This window comes from Halioxenophilus aromaticivorans, assembly GCF_042850945.1.
GTDB lineage: Bacteria > Pseudomonadota > Gammaproteobacteria > Pseudomonadales > Cellvibrionaceae > Halioxenophilus > Halioxenophilus aromaticivorans.
Genome location: NZ_AP031496.1, coordinates 4,559,969 through 4,584,305 on the forward strand (window position 1 = coordinate 4,559,969; position 24,337 = coordinate 4,584,305).

Here is a 24,337-nt window from a genome sequence, read left to right on the forward strand (position 1 = left end):
AAAACACTCATGCAATGCTCAAACGGATGTTAGAATGCCGGATAAAAGCCCTACTCTTTTGCCATGCCGCCCCCGCCAGAGGCTATAGCTGAGTTCCTGCGCGCTATTGGTCGCCCGGCTGCGAGAGAGAATTTACCCACACCAATGTCCGCGATAAAAACACAACCACAGCATCTCTGGGCCGCCTTGCTAGGCCTCGTCTTTATTTAGGATGTTGGGGGGGTGAGAAAGGCAGAGCAAACGGCTCACCGCTCGTTGAATCACAAATAGGTTTGTCGATGACATTAACTGCGTTATTAGCACTTATAATCGCCACCTCTATAAACTCGGTGACGGCAAGCCCAGCCACCTCTTTTGCCGGCCTTAAAAAGTTGGTGGGGACCTGGAAGGTTGAGGGAGACGATAGCGGTTTTCACATAGCGTATGAATTAACCGCAAACGAAACGGTCTTGATTGAAAGCTGGGTATCCAACGGTAAAAAACACTTTTTAACCGTTTACCACATGGATAACGACAGACTGATTGCTAGCCCCGATGTACAGCTTTCTGACGAGCCCGGCCAGCGAAGGCCGGGTTTAGGTAGCCTAGCGCTTATTTGTTCTGCAGGTGCTGCCACAACACATCAATAAAAGACATTCCCAACCGCTTGGCCCGCTCTGGCGACCAACCCTGGGCAACGTCTGGCGTGTCTGCGGTATCCTTAAACGGCATTTCCAATGTCATGGCTAAACAACCAAAGGTGTGGGCAATGTAGTTGGAGCACATGCTTAAGTTAGCCGTTCCCGGCGGATTGGCTGGGTAGCCATAGGTGGTTTGAAAATCTGGATTGATGGCCTGGTAACCCTGGCGAAACGCATTCAGTTCGGCGTCGCGCTCTGGGGTCCAGCCCTCAATGCCCTGGGTGCCGGCAATGAAATTGTACGGTAACGCCTCATCGCCATGCACATCCAAACTCAGCCCCACCCCAGTTTGATGCATACGCTGGCGCACCAAATACACCTCCGGACTGGTTTCCATATTGGCATTTTGCCACTCGCGGTTGAGATTGGCCCCCGCTGCGTTGGTGCGCAGATGGCCACGGCGGCTGCCATCTGGGTTCATGTTAGGTACCGCATAAAAACACGCTTGTTTTAGTAGCGCCTTACTTACGGCGTCGTCTTCATCCAATAGCCGCTCTAGGAAGCCCTCCATCCACCATTCCGCCATGGTTTCACCGGGGTGCTGACGCGCTATGGTCCAAACCGGTAGGCGGCCAGCGCCGGAGTCACCAACCACCAGTAAATCAATATCTTGTCCATCCAGGGTTTCGCCTAAAACCTCCAGGCGAGCCAGAGGTGACGTTTGTGCGGTGGCTATTAGGTCGGCGTGGCGCTCTATTGGGTAGGGCGCAAAATAAGCGTAGTAGATGCCATCTTGGGATGAGGTGTGGGTTATAACCAACTCGCCGTCTTTGTAGGCTGTTGGTACGCGGAACCAAAATTCGCGATCATAGGAAGCCACGGCTTGATAGCCATCCCAACCCTTGGGATAGGCTGCATCGGCGGCGTTTTCGATCACATATTGGCACGCCTCACCCTGCACACCGCTGGCCCGAAAATGAAACCACTGGTAAAAATCCGAGTTGTTATCTTTACGGATAGAAAGGCGCACGTTGGAAGGATCGGTACAGGAAAGGCACTGTATATTGCCGCTATCGAAGCCGGTGGAGATTTTCATAAAAATGGCCTTAATCAAGGTAAGCGAGGTAACAAAAGAACGACGATACTAGCTCGGCAAAGGGGTTACAAGGCTGGGATTAGGTGCCTGCAAATTGGGGAACCACCGTACGGCGAAGCGTTACGCCAACAGGGCTACACTGCGGTTGCGCAGAATAGGCCCAACAGCAAATGGGACGAGCTTTACTAACTTACTGGCCGGCGTCTCCTTACCCAGTTGTCACCGCACCAGAACGCCAGACATCCAAAGCCAATCAGTAACTTGATCACACTTCCCTGGCTTCCAGATCGAAATTGACACAATGCTGAGATACCATAAGTTTGCGATAGCACAAGGTGATCTGAGTGTGACAACACACTCCAACGAAGACCACAGCCCACGCCGGGCGCACCATCAAAAAGGGAATTATAACGATGATTAAACTGTACGGTTTTGGCCAAGCCTTTGGCGTTGCCGACCCAAGTCCATTTGCTCTAAAAATCAACGCTTACATGACCATGGCCGGAATAGAATTTGAGCCCCGCAGCGGTTTTGCGGCTTTTAAAAACGCACCCAAAGGTAAGCTACCTTATATAGAAGACGAGGGCGTAATCATCGCCGACTCGTTTTTTATTTTGCAGCACCTGCAAGCCAAATACGGCACCTTATTAGAACAGCACATAACACAAGAGCAAAAGGCCCTCACCAACTTAATCATCAAGTCCCTAGATGAAAATTTTTATTGGTGCATTGTCTATTCTCGCTGGATTCGCGAGGACACTTGGCCCACCATCAAAAACACCTTTTTTAGTGGCATGCCTTTCCCGCTAAAGCATCTATTGCCGTTTTTGGCGAGGAAAGGCATAAAAAGCGCGTTTGTAAAACACGGCATGGGAAGGCACAGCGATGAAGAGATTATGAGCATTGCCAATGACACGCTGCACAGCTTATCAACCCTACTGGCAGATAAGCCCTACTTTTTTGGTGACCAGCCAAGCACTATTGACACTGCTGTTTATGCCTTTTTAGCCCAAGTAACCATTACTGATTTGGATAATCCATTAAACCGCATGGCCCGCGAGCACACGAACCTTGTAGCTTTCTGCGAGAGGATTAGAAGCCGATATTACGAGCCTGAAACGGCAATTAACTGATGGATAGCAAGGCGAATAAACTGCCAACCCAATGCGTTAAATCAGCGGCCGAGATAAATTACTTTAAACACTTGATAAGCAGTATAAACACAGCCGCCAAACACTATTAACCCGGTAACGATTAAGCGTGAGTGCTTTACCTCGGGCACCTGCGCTTCTAAACCGTCCATTTCTCTGGGGTGGTAGAGTGAGCGGGGGCTCCATAGGGCGATAATAATGAACGCGAATACGATCGCTAAAAACGTGTGAATGGAATAGATAAATGCATCCAAGCTATCCATCATTGCCGCCGCTAACGAAAAAACCGCATTGCATATCAACATCGCCAAGCCGAAAACACTCAGCGGTGACTTAACCGCCTTTAGAACAGTTCCAAAAGACGACGCTGGCTCGCTCAGAGAACCATTACCGCCAGTGGGTGCCTCTTCCCTCTGACCAGACAGATTCTCGCCGCTAGGACCATTGCCATTATCAACAGCACTAATACCCTCTTTTCGATTTTGCATGGTTTACCTTTATAGTTTTTCTTCATCACAGGAATATGCACGCCACGTCTAGGGCCCCATATTTAACAATGTACGTAGTAGCGCGCCGAGGGCGTTATGGATAAAACTGTAATACAGTTTAACCAGACACTAAAGAAAAATAGCAGGACCGACTGGTCAATTACATTAACGCAGAAATCGCCAACGGCCGCAAAGGAGGAACAATTATTGTCTGATAGGCAGAAAGAAGGCCCATAAAAACATAGGCAACACCTAAAAGTGCTACCTACTCAGTTTGTACATTCCGATTGGTGTATTGATCTCCATGGCATTGGGCTCAAACAAAACAATCTCCCAGTTCACCTCAGTGGCGCCAACGTTCAAAATCAGCGTATTACCGGAGGCCTTGTAAGGATAACGACGATTACCTGACCCTTTGATTTGCTCCACAACCTCACTCGGCTCAAACACAACAGCATTGCCTTCCTCTAACTGTTTACTTGCTCCATCGTCGTATTGTATTTCGACCAAGTTCCAATGCCCCAAAAACTCCGGCGACGACGCTCTTTCACTACACCCCGTAGCCGCGAACAAAACCCCGAGAAGAATAAGCGACAACCGAACTAAAGTTTTAATATTTTTTATTGTGCACTTTCTGGCCACACAGTTGTTCTTAACAAGTAAGACCAAGCTAGACATAGTTGGACTCTGATGCTCTTGAGCGCGCTGAGGCAATAGTACGAGCCAGCCCATCTGGTAGTTCATCTGTATTGTAAGTGGTTTTCGAAACCGCTCGATATTTTTCTGCTCCCTCCCAATCACGAGCAATAGCAATTACCCCCTGGGTAAAGCAACGACGCCCCCAAGGATGGGGAGACCAAAGGAACTCATTTTGATAAGTCAATTCATAATGCCACCCACGAGCCACCCTGGGATATGAGACGCTCGCCTGCATCTCGTCCTTCAAAACTGCAGCGGCGATTCCAACAACAATAGACGTAAGAACACCGCCTGTGGCAAGAGTGGCAGCCACGGTTAGCCCAGCGGTAGCCAAATGTCCCGTATACCGAATAGCTTTCTCATATTCTGCATTCCATTTCATAGCAGAATCATCTGTCGGAAAGTGTAGTGTATGCGTTAGATGGTTTGAAATCCGCTCCTTTTGGAAACAATTTGGAATTGGCCCACTCCCGATCCAATTGCCAGAGTCAGACCAATTTAATCTGTTATGACATTTACGAAGCAATTCGCTTCTTTGCTCAGCAGATAATCTAGCTACTACTGGAGCTTCACTTAAATCGTTCATGAATCTTCCCTGTTTAAAAATTTGCAGCGCAACATATACAGGACAAACACTCACACATAAAGAATATTTAAAACCACTTGAGATGTAGATCACAATTCCAACACTACTCTACATAACGTTCGCATCTGTAGCTTATACGAACGAGCTAGCTTAATGCTGTTACTTCCGCCAATAGCGAGCAAAACAACGAATCCTGCAAGCGAAAGAATAATGTTCTACCAACTAAAGACTTAATACTTTATTCGTTAATGGTACCGCACTAAACCGTTAGAACTACTGCATCGAAATTAGCAGACACCCCAAGAAAGATCCCCCTGAAATATGTCATCATTGAAAAAGACTTAAGTCTTTGTACTGCTAACGCCACCAAGCAACTGCAAATTTGTAAGCTGCTATTAAGGTAATTGAAATACAGTGACATTCACACAGACACTTCGCGCCTTATTATGACACCAATATTGTTGAATCAACGCCAGTGACGCATGAAACAAAAATTGCGCGGGGTTGCATCACCCAAATGACTAAAAGGGAGTATCCGATGAGAATATTTAGCCTTGCACTACTGACTAATCTATTGCTTTTAGGCTGCACAAACCAACCTAATGTAAGCGATAAATCTGCACACAACCATAATCAAATTACCGTCGCCACAGCACAACATCAGTTAAACGTGGGAATGACTGCCTCTGAAGTGGCTTCAATTTTGGGAGCGCCGACCATTATTTCTTCTGACGATCATAACCAAGAAATTTGGATCTACGATAAAACGACGACAGAAAGAACATCTTCTCGAGGCACAACCTGGCTGTTCGCCCTATTGGCAGGCAGCAACCAAAAACAAGAGACGGAAACCAGCTCCCAAAAAACATTAACGATTATCGTTCACTTTGACCAGAATAAGACAATTGACGATATCGCCTACCATTCGACCAGCTTTTAATAAGTGAGGTAAGCAATGTATATCAAACACGCTTTTTTCGTACTTTTAATGGCATTAATGGTTTTATTTTGCTCAGCTTGTGCCACCAAAAAACAAGGCGTCCTAGGGTTACCCCCCGTGGATGCAAGCAACCATTACAGACAAACCCACGCATTTAACACGGGAGACCGTGCACGAGTACTATCAGCAGCAGTTACCACGCTACAAGAATTGGGATACAACATTACTGTTGCCGAAAGCCAATTGGGCTTGGTTACCGCATCCAAAACAATTAATAACACCAATGCGTTTGACACGGCTCTCGCTACACTGGGAGCAATCCTGAGAGAAGAAACAACTGCGAGAAAGCAAACCCAGGAAATTACAATCTCTATCGTTGCTCTACCATCACAGACTGGTGAGAACACACGCATAAGAACTGCATTCCAGCGCACTACACGAGATACTCAAGGCACGATAACCAAAAAAGAGACCTTAACCGACCCGGAGTTATACAGATCATTTTACCAGAGGGTTTCTAAGTCTCATTTTTTGCAGGCGCACTACCTCTGAGCGTCCGAAAACCTCCAATAAGTGGCCAACATCATTAGAGTAAAGATCAGCTTTTCAATTTGCCCTATTCCGACTCGTTGATTTAGTGGCAAATAGCGACCCTACTGCATTGCGAAGAACAGGTATCAAAGTGTAGCTATGTCCCTACTCTACAGCTCTAAAATGATTGAATTCCACAAACTCACAGCCGCATTAAAATTGTCAGTTTACATTAAGCTGAATACGCTAAAGTCAATCTATAGTCTTCACTGAGTAATACCATGCTTCAATTTCGTTGTCTTTTAATATGGTTGTTGGCCCACCCTGTGTTGGCTGATGACACAGCTGGTGGCGACAACCAAAGTGATACCACAAAGCCTGAACTGGCAACTGACGCTCAAGAAGACACCACCTTAAAACGCGGCCCTACAGGGAAACTGGACCCTACCGAACGTTTAATAACCCCAGTAACCGGCTGGATTGAGAACCAAGCACACAAATCACGCCTATTGAACCCAGATAACAGCCTTAAAACCCCTGCTGAGAGGCAACAAAATAACAGCAATCTAAGGCAAGCCATTGTAGCAGCCCAAGAGTTGTATCCTGGCACCGTGCTTAGTGCCGAGCGGGTAATAGTAGACAAAAATAACATTTACAAGATCAAAATCTTGTCTCCCTCAGGTACTATTAGAGAGATAGAGATCGAAGGGACCTCACTTGCTCTAGGGAAAGAGAAATGAAAGCTTTAATCATCGAAGATGACGCTGTTTTGTTGCACCAGCTAGCCAACCAGCTGAGCGAACAAGACTACCAAGTGGATACAGCCACCAATGGTGAAGATGGCTTATACCAGGCCAAGGAATTCTACTATGACATTGCGGTTGTAGACATCGGCCTACCAAAGTTATCCGGCATTGAAATCGTTGAAGCGCTACGCAACGCCAACAGTAAGTTACCCATTCTTATTTTAACCGCTCGCAGCAGCTGGAAGGACAAGGTATCTGCATTAAGGTCTGGCGCTGACGATTACCTGGTAAAGCCTTTCCAACCCGAGGAATTGTTGGCGCGGTTAGAAGCCCTATTGCGTCGCGCTGGAGGCTATGCTAGCAGCCTAGTCACTCAAGGGCCAATCAGCTTAGACCTGCACTCCGGAGACGTACAAGTCAATGGCACCCCGCTAAAACTTACCGCACTAGAACTCAAGGTACTTCAGCACTTTTTGCTGAACCCAGATAAAGTGATCTCAAAAATTGCTTTAGCGGATTACATCTACGATGCGCAAACGGAAAGAGACAGCAACGTAATAGAGGTAATTATCGCTCGGTTACGCCAAAAGCTGGACCCAGATAATCACTACAAACCCATCGAAACGTTACGCGGGCGCGGGTACAGACTACGGGGCGGTTTGGTGTGAAAAGTAAATCACTAAAACAACAGCTTCTGTACGGCAGCGCGTTTAGCTTGATAGGACTCATGTTAGCCAGCGCCCTTGTGGTATACGCCTACTTCGTAAAGATGATTCACCAAAACGCACAGCAGCAGTTGCAGCTCCATGTTTATAACATATTGTCCGTTGCCGACTTTAAAGGCACGGACATTTTCTTACCCAGTATTTTATACAACCCCAGGTTTAATACTGCCCAATCCGGCCTGTGGGCTTACGTGCTAGATAGCCACGAAAACGTTGCATGGCAGAGCCTATCGGCCACCCCATGGAACGATAAATACCCGCTGCCAAATCAATCCGGAGAATGGATTTATAACAAAGTTGCGTCCAATCAGCATGAATATCTAACCGTTTCCTATAAAGTTACCTGGCAAGGGGAATCGAACACCGCCGATTATTTCCTAATAATAGGAGAGGACACCCAGGCCCACCGCTGGGCAATCCGTAAGCTAACGCTATGGCTATCACTGGTATTCGCAACCATTACCGGCTTAATCCTAATCGGCCAATATCTAGCATTGAAACGCGCACTAAAACCGATAGACACACTCGCCGAAGAAATTAGTGCCATGGAGCAAGGCAAGCGAGAAAAACTTTCCTTTTTTTACCCAACTGAATTACGCATGGTGGAGAGAAACATCAATGCGTTAATCGAAAAGGAACACAGGCTGCGCCAGCGGTACCGGGAAGCGATGGCGAACCTTGCCCACAGTTTAAAAACGCCCATGACTATTTTAACGGGCGAGCTACGCAACGCGCCCAATAACGATGTGGTTCACAGCGCCCTACAAAGAATAAACAGCAACATAGAGTACCAGCTGCGCCGGGCGATTGTTTCAGGCCATACGGTCTTTACCCAAAGCATCGAAATAGAAAATGTGATAGACCACGTTTTACAGGCGTTGAATAAAATTTATGGCCACAAAAAGATTGACGTTACCAGCGAGGTTTCACCCAGCGATGTATTTTTCGGCGATGAAAACGACATGCTGGAAATTCTAGGAAATATACTCGATAACGCCTTTAAGCATGCCAAACGTCGAATAGCCATTACAACACAAAGCACAGACTTTATGCTTTCTATTCGAGTAGAGGATGATGGGCCGGGGCTTGAGCGCAGCGACGCTCACCGAGTATTTAATCGTGGAGAACGACTGGATCAAACCGAACCTGGCCAAGGAATCGGTTTGGCAGCGGTTGCTGATATCGTCGTCAGCTATGGCGGTGATATAAACGTTTATCACTCTTCTTTAGGAGGCGCCTGTTTTGAAGTTACGTTTAATAACAAGGAGAACAACAATGGATAAAATACTGATTGCATTTGCTCTAGCGATACTGATGAGCGCCTGCTCCTCAGTGACCGTCCGAACAGATCAGCTGAGTAAAAACCGAGAGCCACCAAACTTCCAAAAAAGATACAACTATTACTGGTGGGGCCTTAAAGGAGGGCACGCTGTTAATGTTAGGCTGGAATGCCAGGGAAAGCCGGTTGAACAAATGCAATCACTGTATACAACCAGCGATTGGTTGCTAGGATTGGTAACCGTTGGTATCTACCTTCCCAGAACAGCAAGAATCTGGTGTATGGAGGAAAACAATGCTTAACAAAACCATCTATACAGCCCTATCAACTCTCTGCATTTTGATCAGCGGCTGTAGCACTATGCACTTTGTCAATGGCCCAGAGACCGAAGAAAAAAGCCGCAGCCACTGGCATCATTCGGCAATCTACGGTGCTTTTGAAATCAGCCCACCCTACGACATCGCAGAGAGCTGCTACGGCAAAGAGTGGAATAAAATCACCATAGAACGGACCCTCCTTAACTCTCTGGCATCCTTCGGAATAAATGGAGTTAATTTGTACACCCCGTGGAGTGTTCATTACAGCTGCCGACTGCCCGTTGACCAACTACAGTACCAGGATGATCTGTAATAGGGCCAAACCCAGCATTATTTCATCAACGCGCTGCCATAGCCCTAACCGCGGGCTATGGCAAAGCATTACTTCCAAGATGAAATCGCCAAAAGCAATCTTCAATTACTATCGGCTTAACTCTACCAGCCGGCACGCGGGTTAAAGTGGCTGGCATTTTGCAATGCTTGCCAATGGGAGTGCAATTGCGCATCGTCCTCGGTTGGGTTCATTATTTTCAACACCGCAATTAAATCACCCCGGCTATTTTTGGTCGCCAACCCTTTACCTTTGATACGAAGTTTCTGGCCGGCTTGAGAATTGGCCGGAATGGTAATATTGACCTTACCTTCCAAGGTTGGCACGGTGACCTTTGCTCCCAGCGCCGCTTCCCAAGGAGCCACGGGCACCGTTATAAGCAGATCCTGGCCCTGCACATCAAACTTAGGATGTGGCACCAGCCGTACGCGCAGATACAGATCACCGTTATCGCCACCATTGTCGCCAACACCGCCCTGGCCTTTTAATCGTATCCGCTCCCCATCCGCAACGCCTGCCGGAATTTTTACCTTGAGTGTTTTAGTGGCCTTGTAGCGGCCACCGTTGGCGTCAACTTGCGGACTATGATACTGAATGGTTTTGGATTGCTCTGTTAGTGTATCTTCCAAAAACACGGGCAGCTCAGTTTCAACATCGTCGCCTTTTTGGGCGAAGTTGGAGCCTCTCCCGAACCCATTAAACGCCGAGCCACTGTTTTGGAAGTCACCCGCGCCAAAAATAGAACTGAAAAAATCGGAAAAGTCGCCGCTGTAGAACTGTTGCTCAGAACCAGCTCCGCTATGGCTGGATTGCCAACCGGGAGGGGGTTGGAATCGCCCATTTTGACCGTATTGCTTTAGCGCGTCGTATTCAGCGCGTTTTTCTGCATTTTTCAGCACTTCGTATGCTTCCGAGAGCTCTTTAAACCTGGCCTCTGCATCCGGCTCTTTGCTTACATCTGGATGGTACTGGCGTGCCAGTTTTCGATAAGCACTCTTAATCGCTTTGTCATCTGCGGTTTCTTCAACGCCTAATATTTTGTAGTAATCTTTAAACTCCATGGTCGTCCCACCTTTGGGCATGGTACGCCACCAACGAGGTTGCGCTGAAAGCCCAATAAGATACAAGCCCGGCCGGTTAAAGGCCTGGGGGTTAATGATATAAAACTATGTGGGGACGGATTGGGGGGACATCAAGGGGCCAAGTTGGGCAGCCCCTTGACTCAGGTATGCTGGAATTTTACCGAGCACTCTATTGTGGAGAAGTATTCAAAAAGCTTTGTTCGGGTACTGCGGCGCCCGGACATGCCCATACCTAATGGACATGCGCCAACCAAGCGGTGCAACCAAGATACGCTGGCAACAGGCGTACCGAGCGTCGCTAACTCCTACGCAGCAGCAAGTAGGCCCAGCAGCTCATCTTTCAGCTGCAATCGCTGCCGCTTAGCAGTCTCTTCCTCGCTGGTGGCCACCGGGGTCACTTCGTTTTGCATGTTCTCAATGGATTTCGTCAGCTCGTGGCATTCATCAAAGAGCCTACGAAAATGCGCATCCGAGGTTTTTAGCGCATGAATTTTGTCTTTGTATTCGGGCAATTCGTGGATTAGATCATGATGCTCAACAGGCATGTTATTTCCTCTTTAATGTTGTTACCTATTTAGAGTAGCGCCATGGTATGAGTTCCATTTGATTTATATCATAAAGCGCTATGCATGCTTTTAAGAGGTTATTAAAATGGAGCCTATGGCCAGAACTACAATGTCAGACTTACAATATCAGAGCCACAATCACGGGTCGCGAACATCCAGGTACAGTGATCTCGATCTCCGTAGCGCTGCGCAAGCTAGTTTACGAAGATCAAGAAGCCTATGAGTGTAAACTCTATGGTAATTGTGATGCGCAACTGAAGGACGAAGATAGAATCGATAGGAGTTTGAAACGTGCATAGCAGTAAATTAAGAAACTACGCAGCGGGCCTGTCGTCGCTGTTAACCATGGCACTGCTCTGTTTTGCTTTTGCAAAATACGCCTTAGCGCAAAGTGTAAACGCAACCCCAGCCCATTTTTTGAATGATGGTAAGGATATTATCGCTGCTATCGAATATCCGCCACAGGCTCAGGAGGGCACAGTTACCGTGCGAGGCGCAGCCAAAGTATCTAAAGGGGGGACGGTTCGGTATGTTTCCATTCACACAAACTCTGAGCAACCAGAGCTTATCGAACCATTTGAGCAAGCAGTCGTTAAAGGCTTGGGAAACCGATGGAAAATCTCTCCGGCCATTGTTAACGGTAAACAAGTAAAAGTATGGTTTAACTTTTCCGTTGTTTTTGAGAAATACAAAGACTCTACTCGCATTACCTTACACGAAAGCCTTGTGTTCAACCCATCCAAGCACCCCAGCAACTACATCGACCCGCAACGTTATGGCCGAATGCCGTGGCCAGCAGCCTGTGGCAAACATGAGCTTAGAGAGCTGACACCCATCTACATCGGCACTAACATAGATAAAACCGGCACGCCAACTAACCCTAGAGTGCTCGCGGGAGAGGTGCTAGAAAACTGTAAACAAAGTTTGCTGAAGCGAATATCTGAAGCCACATTCATACCCGCCATGCACAATGGCAATTTTGTTTCGGGAACGCATATTGAAGCCTGGTTTTAGTAGAGCACGAGGCCACGCACAGTCTCCCAAAACAAATACCCTGGAAATAACTCAGCAATCTGCAACAGAGGACCAACACCATGAAAATCGAAATGATCTGTACCGGAGAAGAGGTGTTATCCGGCCAAATTGTAGATACCAACGCAGCTTGGTTTGGCGATGTGCTGATGCAACACGGAATCGAAATGCAACGCCGCATTACGGTGGGTGACCGTCTACAAGACTTAATCGACGTATTTGTAGAACGCAGCCACCACGCTGACATTATTTTGGTTAACGGCGGCTTGGGCCCCACCAGTGACGACATGAGCGCTGAGGCCATGGCTAAGGCCAAAGGTGAACCTTTAGCCGAAAACAAAGCTTGGCGCGAGCATATGGAAGGCTGGTACGAAAAAAATAACCGGCCTATGCACGCCAGCAACCTAAAGCAAGCCATGCTGCCCCAGTCCGCAGTGATGGTGCACAACCCGGTGGGTACTGCTTGTGGCTTTAGGGTCGAACTGAACGGAGCTTGGTTATTTTTTACTCCCGGCGTACCAAGGGAGTTTAAAACCATGGTTTATGAACAATTCTTGCCATTTGTTCATGAGTTATTCCCGCAGGCCCAAGCGACCAAACTGATTAAATGGCTTACTTTTGGTGCGGGAGAATCGGCACTGGCCCACGAGCTAGACGCTCTTTGTGTACCCGCCGATATCACTGTAGGCTACCGCACCTCCCTACCCCACGTAGAAATTAAGCTACTCGCCAGAGGGGAACAGGCCATCGCGGCACTGCCAGAATTTACCCAACAAGTGAAACAAGCCATCGGCCACTACGTGGTATCGCAGCGCTTCTCCACACTGGCACAAGAAGTCCATGCACTGCTTACCGAGCGCGACACAACCACCACGCTAAGCTTGGCGGAGTCGTGTACCGGCGGAATGGTGGCGAGCCGATTAATCGACTTTCCTGGAAGCTCACAATACCTGGCCCAGGGAATAGTTGCTTATAACAACACTGCAAAAATGGATTTGCTCGGCGTTAAACCCACCACACTGCAGCAGTATGGCGCAGTTTCTTTGCAATGTGTTAGCGAAATGGCTGAAGGAGCCCGCTCACGACTGGATACTGACTTCGGCCTCGCCATTAGCGGCATCGCCGGGCCGGATGGTGGTACGGAGGACAAACCCGTTGGCACGGTAGCGTTGGCCTTGGTGAGCCGTACACAAACCTGGAGCCAGGTAGTAAAGGCCCCATTGCGGGGCCGCACGCAAATTCGTCAAGTGAGTTGCGCTGTCGCACTGGACATGCTGCGGCGAGCACTGCTGGGTGAAAACCCCATCGCTGATTACGGTTTTATCGAAAGGCTGAATTAAATTCGGTATACAACTTGGACCCCAGGGCTTCAATGCTAAGAACTGTAGAACACCCTTTAAAAAATACGGCTTAAATTATTTGCAAAAACGATAAATAAAAAAGCCCCGCTGAGCTTCCATACTGAGCGGGACAACAGGGCGTTTGTTTTACGAGCGGTTACTCAGGCTGAATTTGCGCTCTGATTTCACCCGAGGGGTGTGCATCGCTGTGAACATTGACATAGTGGCCGCCACCGATCAGCGTGTTAGTTTGATCCGCCGTTAACAATTGGGCGTCAGGCACTTTATAGCCTGTATCAGTAGCCTCTAACATCACAACCACATCACCGGTTTGGCCCACAGCCCCTTGGTGAATATGGGCCGCAGTACTGACCATATTACTAACGCTAAAAGCACCTCTTAAGCTACCCGTGCTGGTGTTGATGGTGAAGGCACCTTCACCACTGGCCATGGTATCCACGGGGGGTACAGAATTATCCCCAGAAAAAGCCAAGGGCAGTAGGTGCGTGTTTGCGGTGAGCGCTTGGCCACGGATTTCTCCAGAGGCGAACTCCGCGGAATGCACATTAACGTAATGGCCGGCATCCAAAAATTCGGCCAAGTCTTCAGCGCCTAGAACGGTACTGTCTGGTGTCATCCACATGGCCATGTTATCGGTGCTCTGGTTAAGCCCCACCGCAACCCCACCATTAGCGCCTGCGGTACCAGCGTGAAGATGCGCAGCGGTAGCTGTCATGTTTTCAGTAATTACCCTAAGCAACAGCTCTCCACTTTTGCTGTTGACTAAGCCATAACCATCGCCACCGGCTGAACTCATCACAGAAGGTACCTCTTGTGCACCCGATAAATCGAACGCCAGCACCTGCCATGGGGATGCGACTATTTGCCCACGCAGCTCGCCACCGGGGAAATCGTCGGAATGGACGTTGACGTAGTGCCCACCAGCCAACAGAGCGGCCTGGGTGGATGCCTCGAGCATGGTGCCTGCTGGTGTCTGCCACAAACCGTCCATTTCGGAATTGGCCTCCAGCATAATGGCAACGTCACCGCTCATGGCTATCTCGCCTTGGTGAACGTGGGCGGCGGTTGCGGTCATATCAAACACATGCGCGTTTAACTTCAGCTCTCCGCTGCTTGAGTTTAAGGTTGCGTAACCCAGGCCAGTTGCTTCTGTGTCCACCTGGGGCACCTCTTGCATCCCTGATAGCGGAAACACCATCAATTGATAGTCCTCGGGTAATATCTGCCCACGAATTTCGCCGCCGGCGTGCTCGCTGGAATGGACATTGACGTAGAGCTCGGCCGCCATCAGTTGTGAAGCCTCATCGCCCGTCAACATGGAACCGTCCGGCGACTGCCACATGCCTTCGCCCTCGCCCATCTCCAACGCTAGGACAACACCACCGCTTAATCCCGCTTGGCCCGCGTGAACATGAGCCGCTTCGCCCTGCACATCCCACGTCCATACGTTGGTTTCCATTGCGCCTGTGGCACTGTCGTAAAAAACGTAGCCATGGCCGTAGGCCGACGTGTACACGGAAGGTACCTCTTGCTCTCCCTTTAACATAAACACGTGAACGCTTTGCGATTCCACTAATATTTGGCCACGTAACTCACCGCTGGCCTGCGCGCTGGTGTGTACATTGATATACAGACCTCCAGCCAGCAACATTGCCAACTGATCGTCGGAAACCATTTCATCTTGTATTTCCCAACTGCCATCCATGTCATCGTCACTGAACGCGAAGACCACATCGCCATTGATGCCCACTTCGCCCGCGTGTATATGAGCACCGGTTACCCCGGCAACACTGCTTAAATCCAACATCGCACTCAACGTTTCGCCGTCGGTGATCGTTACCGTTGCCATGGCTTGGTTGTCTGACTCAACCATAGGCACTTCCTGTTCGCCTTTTAATTGCACCGTGTAAGTATCAACCACCGGATCTGGCTCTGGCGTTGCCACTGGAGTTGAAGACCGATTGTTGTCACTGCCGCCGCAGCCCGTAATAAGCAGAGCAGAAGCAGTGAAGGTTAGAACAGTTTTTTGATTGGAGAACATAATTACACTTTCTTAGTTATGCATAAAACTGGCAGACATTTGCCAGCTCAATGCTTGATTATTATTACTACCACATAATTGAGGGGTAACGCGACAGACCGAATAATTACGATAGCAGGTGATAAACAGACTGGCAGGGGTTAGACCGATTCAGTTTAGATAACGACATTTATATTGCCGAGCAGAAGCACCGATTAAATTGGCAATTTACGTTACGACAAAATAAAGTTTGCGATAATAAATATAAGCTATTGAATGTTTAAGCCAGCGCAGCAATGCTTTTTACCTAGCGGAGAATTACGGGCCTGTAATTGCGGGACCATAATTACGGTTCTGTAATTTCGGGTCTGTAATTGCGAGGCCATATTTGCAAGACAGACATTGGACAACCTAGTTGAAATCTATCGGGCCTAGCTGCTATTTCTTCAAACTAATTTTCCTACCCTAAATCAACTTTCTGCTTTCAAATTAATTTACTACCTCAAACTCAGCCTAATGACCCAGCACTAGCACGACAAGCTAATTGAGCTCCAGCTTGAATTAAAGCCAGTTTATCGGTATGTTGAAGCGACGTTACTGTTGCTCAATGGCGGGTATAACATGAGACTTTTACTGGCGGCTTTGGCTCTCATTGCACACCAAGCATCCGCAGGCACTGCCAGCGTGTTGGCAAGCCTAGACCAGCTAAAATGGCAAAGCCGGATCATTGCTATCAACGCCTCCACCAATGGCCATAGCGCTAATCCTGGCAACATTGAATCATACAAATCAACCTTAAAAGCTTATAAATCGCTAATCGAGGATAGAGACATCGTTTGGCTGGTTGTTACCAGTGACGCAATTACCTCTAACTTCCCTGGCAGCGTAACCGGCAATGTGAGAACAGAAATCCAAGCACTTACCACGACGGATGGCACAAGCGTTGTTTTAATAGGCAAAGACGGCACCGTAAAAGATAAATCGAATACCTTAGATCTTGAATCGCTATTCGGCCTTATCGACACCATGCCCATGCGCATTAACGAAATGCAAAGTAAACGCTGATAATGCTTGTAGAAACATCTCCCCAGAAACATCACCGAAAAAAATCACCACAAAAAAATCTGAACAGAAGCACTACAAATAAAAACACAACCATGAAAAGCGCGGCGAATATGGATTTATAATCAATGAGTGACCGTATTATTTTATTCGATGGGGTATGCAAGCTGTGTTCAGCCTGGGCAAAATTTTTGATTAAATACGACCGCAACCACACATTTACACTTGCCACCGTACAGTCCGCTGCTGGCCAGCAATTATTGACGCAACATGGGTTACCCATCGATTCCTATAGCACCATGGTGCTTATCGATGGTGAAACACTTTACACACAATCCAGTGCCTTTTTACGGGTTATGCGTTTGCTACCGCTGCCCTGGCCTCTATTCACTATTTTCTACATCGTACCCCGCCCGATTCGAGACTGGCTGTACGATAGAATCGCGTTAAACCGATATAAACTGTTTGGCAAGTTCGACAGCTGCCTGCTACCCACCCCAGATCATCAAAAGAGATTTATCGACGGTGACTAATAGCGCTGCGTATATTTTTGCTAGGGCCTGTTGACACTAATTTGGCACCACTGCTGGAGACCAGCTTCCCGTTCAACTAGGCGCCAAGCGTGAAATATAGTGGGCCTACATGAGCGATTGGCAACAACGTTGAGCGGGAAGCTGGCTCCAGCCCTTTGGGTTGAGCCAGGAAATAGCCCACTCGTTGTTGCTCACCGCTTATTTGGGCCCACCAAACTTCGCGGTTCGCGCCTAGATTGGACTATTTCCTGACTCAACAGAGGCTCCGAATTAGTGTCAACAGGCCCTAGGGTAACGGTAGCGTTTGTTTGGATCTATCACGGCGTGTTTCCCAAATTATTAGGCCCACACCCGGATGAGCTGGCAATGAATATGGCTACCGGGATGAGCCATGAGCAGGCACACGCCGTAGCGATGCTAGGCGGTATTGGCGAGGTGATCTTTGGGCTTGGCGTACTTATCCTATGGCGACAGCGCTGGCCATTGGTATTGAGTGCGGTTGCCATGGCTGTGCTATTGGCTTTTGTGATCGGTTATTACCCCGTCGTGCTCACCGCAGCCTTTAACCCAGTAACCACCAACATCGGTGTTCTTGCGCTCTCGCTGGTTGCCTACAGCCTACGGCCCCAATCAACCTTACGTTGATACAGATGTTGCTCTTCATTCGGGTTAGATTCATCATAAGGTGGTTATATAGCCGCTCAAAATAAATGCACATCACACCCTAGGCCACAGGAGCCCCCCCATGCAGCAGTTAACTGAAGCCGGGCAAAACATCGTTAATGACCTCTCTAGCCGCTACAACCTGTCACATGACGCCGTAATCCACATGATGGTTAGCGTTAACAACGGTGCCGGCGGTATGGCACAGTTCAACTGTCCCGAGCTTGGCGGCTCTGGACAGTGGATGCGAGGCGGCATGACCATGGTCGGCGATATGTTCAACCACAACCTCAAGGCCACTGTAGACAATCTTTGCAATGAGTTATCCAGCGCGTTGGCCAGCACGCAAGTATTCCCGGTTATCCCTGCCGGCCGGCCTGGCAGCCCCAATTGGTGGCCCGGCGACTTAGGCATTCCTTTCAGCACCGGAGCTCAGAATTTTATTCGCTACGCCGTATTCCCACAAAGGCTGGCGGTGGAGAACAATGGCCAAGTAACCGTCTATGACACGCTAGATCACAGCATTGGTGGCGTCAGCCAACAACAGGGCGGCGATAGCTCACTCAGCTTTAGTAGCCAATACGGCACTGTGTCGGTTAACAGCCTCCCCGTCATTTCTGGGCCGGGTGTGCCTCCGCCACCGCAAACAAATTTCGCAGCTCCAGCAACTAACGAGCCTTACAGTGCACCATCACCAAGCATTATGCCAGAGACACCAGCAGCGCCGGAAACACAGCCAACACCTGTTCCAAACACAATCAACAGTAACGAGGCCATGAACCTGCTAGAACAGTTGGGCCGCTTGCGAGACGCCGGAGTCGTTACGCAGGAAGAGTTTGACCATAAAAAACGGGAATTAATGGCAAGAATTTAATCGTCATCAGAGCGATGTGATTTGGCTTGTTGAACTCTTGGGGGGTATTAAAAGCGCTTAATGCAAGCTCGTAGCGCATTAGGGAGCACAGAATGCGCTCTACTAAATTACCCCTGTTTGGATTTCCGATGCAATTCAAACATTGCCGTCCACGGAGGGTAGATAGACTGGCCCCTGAGCAGCCAAGATGGCTTGCACCGGCAGCCGCCGCAAACAGGCAGCGCTGTCGCCAGCACTATCACAGCCCAGTGTCATAGGGGTGGCCGCGCCTATTGCCTCAGCGAGCGGTAGGCTGAGTTGACTAGGTGCGTAAGTGCCACTTTGTACAATGGCTTTGTGGAAAAGCCCTTGCGCCTGGGAAGAAACCAGCTGTGTCATCACACTGTGGCCACCGGCGGATTCACCAAAAATGGTGACATTCGAAGGGTCGCCACCATACTCTTCCTCTTCGATATTGCTCTGCACCCAAGCCAAGGCGGCCTGTTGATCCATTATTCCGTAATTACCAGAACCCATACCACTTTCGACAGATAATATCGGGTGGCTTAAAAACCCTAAGATTCTCAAACGATAGTTTAACGTAACAACCACAACCCCCTGCCCCACCAGAACCTTCGGGTGGTATGTGGGCTGGTAGTCGGGGTTGCCATTTTCGGGATCGTTACCAGAGCCGGCCACAAACGCGCCGCCATGTATCCATACCATCACAGGGAACTCTCCAGTGGTGTCCGGTGTAAATACATTCAAATACAAACAATCCTCAGAAACACTGGCAGAACCGAAGGAACCGCCCGTCTGGGCGCATTTGCTACCATATGCTGTGGCCAGTAGTAATTCTGAACGATTGGCAGGCGGAGCTCGCGGCCTGAAACGATTTTCACCCCTGGGAGGCGCTGCGTAGTGGATTCCCTTAAAAGCGACAACCCCGGTATATTCGTCTTCCACGCCCCTTCTAAATCCTGTTCGGTCTGGGCTTGATTGCTAGATAGGCTATTTTCATCCGATGAGTCTGAGTCACAGCCTAATAAGGCTAGGGCCTGTTGCCGCCCAGGGCAGCCAAGGCTTGAACAAACGCAACAATAAAGAGCTATGAAAGATCCTTAGGTTTACCATCGCAACTTACCCCACTTTTATTGTTATTAGGTGTAGTTATTAGGTTGCCTACCCGCACAAGTAAAAAGCGGGGCCGTTACCAGCGCTTAGGTAAGCGCGATGAATATACCGCCTAAATAGGAATGGATGCTCCCCAACACACTAAAGTGTGTTGATTCGTGTAATAGTTTTCCTCTTAATGATATTTAACGTGCGATTAGTGATTCGGCAATTCAATGGAACTGAGCATATTTCTTGTTCGACCTAGTGGTTATTCACCTACCACAATTTTGGCTTCGGACCTTAATATCGCCTGTGGCGCGCAGAATTTATTCGGCCAACGGCAACTGTAGCCGAACCGTTGTGCCACCAAATGAGTTCGGTGACAATATTTGAATCGTGCCTCGGTGCCTATCTACGATGCGTTTAGCGATCGCTAAGCCCGCGCCATTACCGGGGTAATCTCGCCCTACAGCTCTGAAAAACATTTCAAATACGTGCGGTTGATGTTTTGCAGCAACACCAATACCGTTGTCGATAATGTTAAATTGAGCTAGCGATGGATTCTGAGTTCGATCTTCGTTCGATTCAATTGAAATTCGCGCTGTCAGAGCTTTATTGTGAAAAACCAAACTGTTTTTCACAAGCTGAAGAAACAGGATCTCCAATTGCTTGGCAGAACCAATAACGCACGGGGCCGGCTGAATGTTCAATTTAGCGCCCACGGTTTCTATATCCACCTGCAACCTCTGCACGACGGCTTTTAACACCTCAGTGCAATCTACCGCTGACTCGCCTTGTGTTTGCGAACTTACTCTTGAATAAGCCAACAAATCGTCCATTTGGCTTCGAAGTAGGTCTAGGGTTTGAAACGACTCTGCAATACCATGAGTGATCGTTTCTTCGGCGTGCTTATCATTAGCCTCTTCAATCTGTTCCAAATACCACTGTAAGTGTCGTATTGGCGCCTTTAAGTCATGTGACACACGATAGACAAATGCTTGGTGCTCTATGTGCAGGCGTTCTATCTCTGCACGTAACTTGTTTAAATCTGAACTCACAGACCCACACCTAACCTACTGCTCTACTTTGGATGGCAATACGACAATATCAACCCAAAAATTTTCTACCCGGTTGACTATATCAAAGAACTTTCGAGCATCTACCGGCTTTACTATGTAGCAATTAGCGTGTAGGTCATAACTTTGCAATACGTCTTGGTCTGATTCCGAGGATGTCATAATAATAACAGGAATTCGTTTTAGCTCGGTATGCGCTTTTATATCTGCCAGTACTTCTTTACCATCGGTTTTAGGCATGTTTAAATCCAACAAAATGATATCCGGCGTGACGGCATCTTCGTACCCCCCTCGCTTATACAAAAAATCCAAGGCCTCATCACCGTCGCGCACACTGTGGATTTTGTTGCGAAAGCGAGCCTTTTCAAACGCCCTCATTGTCATTTCGATATCTGCGGGATTGTCTTCTACCAGTAAGACCTCTGCCAAAACGTTTGCCATCTCAACCTCCTTATGCTTGCACTTTTTTTAGTGTAAAAAAAAATGTTGAACCTTCGCCAACCGTTGATTCAGCCCACATTTTACCGCCATGAATTTCGACAATCTTTTTACAAATTGCCAAACCAATGCCTGTTCCGGGGTATTCGTTCTGGTGGTGCAGCCTTTTAAAAATTACAAATATCTTATCAAAGTGCCTTTTATCAATCCCGATACCGTTGTCTTGAATCGCGAACTGCCAACAAGCTATCTGATCACTTGCTGTTACTGAAATCGCCAAAGCACGCTCCTTCGACTGGTACTTTACTGCATTACTTATGATATTTTGAAATAGTTGGTAGAGGATAGTCTGATGCCCTCTCACCACAGGCAACTCATTGCGTTTAACATTTAGCCCGATCTGATTTGACTCTAGTAGATCCTGTACAGCTACTACAGAGTCAAGAAGCTCGGCCGTATCGACTAACTCCAACTGGTTTGTTTGGTATTCCAATCGAGAAAAACTGAGTAAATCCCGAACCAGATTTTGTGCCCGAACAGCGCCGTCAACCACGTAGTCCATGTAGCGCGCTAGGGATTCTTCTGCTAACACCCCTGAAGGAAGTTGTTTTTTCAATTCACCACTGTACATGCTAATCATTCGCAGTGGTTCCTGCAAATCGTGGGAGCAGACATAAGCGAAGTTCTGTAATTCCAGATTCTGGTTTTTTATCAAGTCGTGCGCTTTCTTTTGTTCAGTAATATCATTAACAATCACAACGAAACGCACGTCTGTTTCACCAATCTGGGCCTTATCAACCAACACTTCCACTGGGACTAAACGCCCACGCCTGCCCAACGCCTTCTGTTCACAACGAAAAGGATACCGAGCAGACTCTGTCTGATTTGTGGGCACTTCCTGAGAATTCAGGATGGCACCTAAATGTTGTTTGGGGAAGTAGCTAGCCAAGCTACGCCCAGCAATCCCCCCTTTGGTTTCACCCAGGATTTTACTGAATTCTTCATTGGCAGACTCGATGACCCCGCCTCCATCGACCAAAACAATGCCCACCGGGGCGTATTCCAGTACCGCATTAAGATACGAGCGCTCTTTTTGTAATAACCCCAGTAGTTTATAAAAGCGCGTTACGTACAGTGCCGCAAAAACAAACAGTAGAAATACAACAACATCGCTCATTAGGCGCCACTGACCTACTCTATCCAATTGAGCCATCTGGTTGCGGTAGGCATGATCTTCTATGGCGTGTAAATCGCTGATGTGGGTGCGCACCGAATCCATCAGTTGCCGGCCAAGGTTGGTATGGACTACCTCAGCAGCTTGTTCGATACTTTGTGTTTGAGCAAGATGAATAGTCAGAGCGAGCTCCTGTAATTTCTCGCCTGCTAGCTCGCTGATCATTGCCACCCGATTGCTGAGCGCTGGAGAATCCGCTGTCAACTGAGCCAAATGATCAAGAGCGGCTGAAATTCGTTTAATCGCCGTTAAATAAGGCGCCAGGTATTCTTGCTCTTGGGTTATCAAGTAGCCACGCTGGCCGGTTTCTGCGTCTTGCAATAATGAAAACGTAATCGTTAATTGAGACTTGATTGCGGCAATATCAGCCAGGCGATCCGATACGTCATTTTCGATATATCGAGCCCACAGCGACACTCCGATCACCACGATTAGCAGGACGAAGGTCACCGCAAGGGCTTTGGCAGAGGCGATATGATTGTTGTGCAGTTTAGAGTGCATTACTAAAGTAACTTTCGGCCATAGGAACTCTGACATACAAAACACGCACTTAGGATACGTCGCCAGCCTATTTTATTATCTTATTAACAATCTAGAGTGCCACAAACTGCATAGCAACCTCTCCCCAAAGTGCTTTGCTATAAATAGTACAGGTATTCCGGTGCTATCACCATCCCGCACATTGGTATCGGCCAAATGAGCATTGTGACGGCACTTGTGATTGGGAGCTTGACCTGACAAGAATAATGGCCAAACTGAACGCAGTTATGCAGACCTCTTTACTAATAACATCTCTGCAATGGCACCAAAATTGATTGATAAACGCAAACAGACAGTGGCGCACAAATTATCACAGATGACACGCCAACTCTGTTCCAGGCATACGGCACCAGAGCTGCAGGGTCAATACGTAGAGCCTTGTGCCGCTGTTACATTTACGCACTAGAGCGTAATCCAAAAGCGTCACCGAGCACCGATACACGATGGCGCACTCGAAGCTGTCCAACGAATTTCGCTTATTCAACTCGTCTGACATCAATGAAGCGGTAGCCTTTTATAAATTGGCGTTGTTCAAAAATCCGGGGCCACCTCTTAAAACTGTTGAACTTTTGCAGTGCTTGTTACCACTATCGCTCCTGGTTTTGCCAAGCAGGCGCACATGTACCGCGCTATTATTGAAAAATTCAAACCCACCGGAGTGGTAAAAACAGCAAACTTCGGATTCCAGTCTAGACTTTATATCCCCTTCAGACGATAGACGAAACCGGGATCGCCTTGGCAATATTATTTTGGTGAACGCCTTGATGACACAACTCTTCACGGTTGGGATTTTGTCCGGTTTTCCGTTCAATCACACACTATTTTTTAAAGTGCATTTTTCTACTCCCGCAGCCTCGGCACAAGCCTCCGGCGCGCCGCTATCGAAACTGGGATTAGCGTTACCGTTAGCTAAACGCTTGTGATGGCGCCAACGTTTTCTATATTGCGCTTCCATGTAGGAAACAGCTGCAGCTTTGGCGCGCTTACCGTATCGATTAGTAACGCTGCCAGAACCGCTCTCGCCCCGCGCGGTAAAATCGCCAAAATCAACTGGGCCAATCGATCCACCGGTGGTTTCCCATTAATAGGAGGCATCGCAGCGGCGTGTTTCGCCACTGGCCGCAACGACAAAAAGAGTCAAAAATTTACACCAATAATTGAAGCAAGCTAGGCATAGCAATACACTCCATTTTGCAATAGTTTTAGTTACAGTGAAACTTTAGGTTGAGCGGTTCGGCAAACTTTTAGCCAG

The 24,337-nt window shown here is 48.2% G+C and carries 25 protein-coding genes and 1 pseudogene; 15 read left to right on the forward strand and 11 right to left on the reverse strand.

Annotated elements, in window-relative coordinates; all coding sequences use genetic code 11:
• Positions 1-278 precede the first annotated feature (278 nt).
• Entirely contained in the window at positions 279-629 is a 351-nt protein-coding gene (locus tag ACGHM3_RS19505; protein WP_345423827.1) for a hypothetical protein, read from the forward strand.
• Here the strand turns inward: ACGHM3_RS19505 and ACGHM3_RS19510 are convergent.
• Positions 592-1,716 (reverse strand): M14-type cytosolic carboxypeptidase, encoded by a 1,125-nt coding sequence (locus ACGHM3_RS19510; RefSeq protein ID WP_345423824.1) that lies wholly within the window; start codon positions 1,714-1,716, stop codon positions 592-594. The genes ACGHM3_RS19505 and ACGHM3_RS19510 overlap by 38 nt on opposite strands.
• Positions 1,717-2,129: 413 nt before the next feature.
• Between ACGHM3_RS19510 and ACGHM3_RS19515 the strand changes: the two genes are divergently transcribed.
• The gene (locus tag ACGHM3_RS19515) at positions 2,130-2,849 is read left to right on the forward strand and encodes a glutathione S-transferase C-terminal domain-containing protein (RefSeq protein ID WP_345423821.1); all 720 of its coding nucleotides are present in this window, start codon (positions 2,130-2,132) and stop codon (positions 2,847-2,849) included.
• Between the two features lie 41 nt (positions 2,850-2,890).
• Here the strand turns inward: ACGHM3_RS19515 and ACGHM3_RS19520 are convergent, their stop codons facing one another.
• From ACGHM3_RS19520 to ACGHM3_RS19530, 3 genes are all read right to left on the reverse strand, one after another.
• Positions 2,891-3,355, reverse strand: coding sequence for a hypothetical protein (locus ACGHM3_RS19520; protein ID WP_345423818.1), 465 nt, complete (start codon positions 3,353-3,355; stop codon positions 2,891-2,893).
• Positions 3,356-3,616: 261 nt separating this feature from the next.
• Positions 3,617-3,865 carry a hypothetical protein gene (locus ACGHM3_RS19525; protein ID WP_345423815.1) on the reverse strand — a complete coding sequence of 83 codons (249 nt, stop codon included), beginning with the start codon at positions 3,863-3,865 and terminating at the stop codon, positions 3,617-3,619.
• 160 nt (positions 3,866-4,025) lie between these two features.
• Complete coding sequence (locus ACGHM3_RS19530; RefSeq protein ID WP_345423812.1) at positions 4,026-4,733, reverse strand: hypothetical protein; 708 nt, start codon at positions 4,731-4,733, stop codon at positions 4,026-4,028.
• Positions 4,734-5,178: 445 nt separating this feature from the next.
• Here ACGHM3_RS19530 and bamE point away from each other — a divergent pair, with 445 nt between their 5' ends.
• The 7 genes from bamE (at position 5,179) to ACGHM3_RS19565 (ending at position 9,491) form a co-directional block, all read left to right on the forward strand.
• The gene (gene bamE / locus ACGHM3_RS19535) at positions 5,179-5,580 is read left to right on the forward strand and encodes an outer membrane protein assembly factor BamE (RefSeq protein WP_345423809.1); all 402 of its coding nucleotides are present in this window, start codon (positions 5,179-5,181) and stop codon (positions 5,578-5,580) included.
• A gap of 15 nt (positions 5,581-5,595) precedes the next feature.
• Positions 5,596-6,132 (forward strand): hypothetical protein, encoded by a 537-nt coding sequence (locus ACGHM3_RS19540; RefSeq protein ID WP_345423806.1) that lies wholly within the window; start codon positions 5,596-5,598, stop codon positions 6,130-6,132.
• A gap of 260 nt (positions 6,133-6,392) precedes the next feature.
• Positions 6,393-6,851 carry a hypothetical protein gene (locus tag ACGHM3_RS19545; protein ID WP_345423803.1) on the forward strand — a complete coding sequence of 153 codons (459 nt, stop codon included), beginning with the start codon at positions 6,393-6,395 and terminating at the stop codon, positions 6,849-6,851.
• The gene (locus ACGHM3_RS19550; RefSeq protein ID WP_345423800.1) at positions 6,848-7,525 is read left to right on the forward strand and encodes a response regulator transcription factor; all 678 of its coding nucleotides are present in this window, start codon (positions 6,848-6,850) and stop codon (positions 7,523-7,525) included. Before ACGHM3_RS19545 ends, ACGHM3_RS19550 begins: the two co-directional genes overlap by 4 nt.
• The gene (locus ACGHM3_RS19555) at positions 7,522-8,865 is read left to right on the forward strand and encodes an ATP-binding protein (protein ID WP_345423797.1); all 1,344 of its coding nucleotides are present in this window, start codon (positions 7,522-7,524) and stop codon (positions 8,863-8,865) included. Before ACGHM3_RS19550 ends, ACGHM3_RS19555 begins: the two co-directional genes overlap by 4 nt.
• Entirely contained in the window at positions 8,858-9,163 is a 306-nt protein-coding gene (locus ACGHM3_RS19560) for a Bor/Iss family lipoprotein (protein ID WP_345423794.1), read from the forward strand. The genes ACGHM3_RS19555 and ACGHM3_RS19560 overlap by 8 nt, the downstream gene beginning before the upstream one ends.
• A complete protein-coding gene (locus ACGHM3_RS19565) occupies positions 9,156-9,491 on the forward strand; it encodes a Bor/Iss family lipoprotein (protein ID WP_345423791.1) in 336 nt (111 codons plus the stop codon). Before ACGHM3_RS19560 ends, ACGHM3_RS19565 begins: the two co-directional genes overlap by 8 nt.
• Positions 9,492-9,613: 122 nt before the next feature.
• Here the strand turns inward: ACGHM3_RS19565 and ACGHM3_RS19570 are convergent, their stop codons facing one another.
• Both ACGHM3_RS19570 and ACGHM3_RS19575 read right to left on the reverse strand, forming a co-directional pair.
• The gene (locus tag ACGHM3_RS19570) at positions 9,614-10,570 is read right to left on the reverse strand and encodes a DnaJ C-terminal domain-containing protein (protein WP_345423788.1); all 957 of its coding nucleotides are present in this window, start codon (positions 10,568-10,570) and stop codon (positions 9,614-9,616) included.
• A 326-nt stretch (positions 10,571-10,896) separates the two neighbouring features.
• Complete coding sequence (locus tag ACGHM3_RS19575; protein ID WP_345423785.1) at positions 10,897-11,136, reverse strand: DUF465 domain-containing protein; 240 nt, start codon at positions 11,134-11,136, stop codon at positions 10,897-10,899.
• 312 nt (positions 11,137-11,448) lie between these two features.
• On the opposite strand from ACGHM3_RS19575, the gene ACGHM3_RS19580 reads away from it, so the two are divergent.
• Both ACGHM3_RS19580 and ACGHM3_RS19585 read left to right on the forward strand, forming a co-directional pair.
• A complete protein-coding gene (locus ACGHM3_RS19580; protein ID WP_345423782.1) occupies positions 11,449-12,171 on the forward strand; it encodes an energy transducer TonB in 723 nt (240 codons plus the stop codon).
• 80 nt (positions 12,172-12,251) lie between these two features.
• Complete coding sequence (locus tag ACGHM3_RS19585; protein ID WP_345423779.1) at positions 12,252-13,529, forward strand: CinA family nicotinamide mononucleotide deamidase-related protein; 1,278 nt, start codon at positions 12,252-12,254, stop codon at positions 13,527-13,529.
• 157 nt (positions 13,530-13,686) lie between these two features.
• Here the strand turns inward: ACGHM3_RS19585 and ACGHM3_RS19590 are convergent, their stop codons facing one another.
• Positions 13,687-15,591 carry a CHRD domain-containing protein gene (locus ACGHM3_RS19590; protein ID WP_345423777.1) on the reverse strand — a complete coding sequence of 635 codons (1,905 nt, stop codon included), beginning with the start codon at positions 15,589-15,591 and terminating at the stop codon, positions 13,687-13,689.
• A 600-nt stretch (positions 15,592-16,191) separates the two neighbouring features.
• Between ACGHM3_RS19590 and ACGHM3_RS19595 the strand changes: the two genes are divergently transcribed.
• From ACGHM3_RS19595 to ACGHM3_RS19610, 4 genes are all read left to right on the forward strand, one after another.
• Positions 16,192-16,635: a DUF4174 domain-containing protein gene (locus tag ACGHM3_RS19595; protein WP_345423774.1), complete on the forward strand. Its 444-nt coding sequence runs from the start codon at positions 16,192-16,194 to the stop codon at positions 16,633-16,635.
• A gap of 125 nt (positions 16,636-16,760) precedes the next feature.
• On the forward strand, positions 16,761-17,165 hold the full coding sequence (locus ACGHM3_RS19600) for a thiol-disulfide oxidoreductase DCC family protein (RefSeq protein WP_345423771.1): 405 nt from the start codon (positions 16,761-16,763) through the stop codon (positions 17,163-17,165).
• 273 nt (positions 17,166-17,438) lie between these two features.
• Complete coding sequence (locus tag ACGHM3_RS19605) at positions 17,439-17,810, forward strand: DoxX-like family protein (protein WP_345423768.1); 372 nt, start codon at positions 17,439-17,441, stop codon at positions 17,808-17,810.
• 100 nt (positions 17,811-17,910) lie between these two features.
• Positions 17,911-18,702, forward strand: a complete 792-nt coding sequence (locus ACGHM3_RS19610; RefSeq protein WP_345423765.1) for an SHOCT domain-containing protein — start codon at positions 17,911-17,913, stop codon at positions 18,700-18,702.
• Positions 18,703-18,837: 135 nt separating this feature from the next.
• On the opposite strand, the pseudogene ACGHM3_RS19615 reads toward ACGHM3_RS19610, so the two are convergent.
• From ACGHM3_RS19615 to ACGHM3_RS19630, 4 genes and pseudogenes are all read right to left on the reverse strand, one after another.
• Positions 18,838-19,650: pseudogene (locus tag ACGHM3_RS19615) on the reverse strand (carboxylesterase family protein); the annotation flags it as partial.
• A 473-nt stretch (positions 19,651-20,123) separates the two neighbouring features.
• Positions 20,124-20,855, reverse strand: coding sequence for an ATP-binding protein (locus tag ACGHM3_RS19620; RefSeq protein ID WP_345423762.1), 732 nt, complete (start codon positions 20,853-20,855; stop codon positions 20,124-20,126).
• 15 nt (positions 20,856-20,870) lie between these two features.
• Positions 20,871-21,314, reverse strand: a complete 444-nt coding sequence (locus ACGHM3_RS19625; RefSeq protein ID WP_345423759.1) for a response regulator — start codon at positions 21,312-21,314, stop codon at positions 20,871-20,873.
• 10 nt (positions 21,315-21,324) lie between these two features.
• Positions 21,325-23,082 carry a CHASE3 domain-containing protein gene (locus ACGHM3_RS19630; RefSeq protein WP_345423756.1) on the reverse strand — a complete coding sequence of 586 codons (1,758 nt, stop codon included), beginning with the start codon at positions 23,080-23,082 and terminating at the stop codon, positions 21,325-21,327.
• Between the last annotated feature and the right edge of the window lie 1,255 nt (positions 23,083-24,337).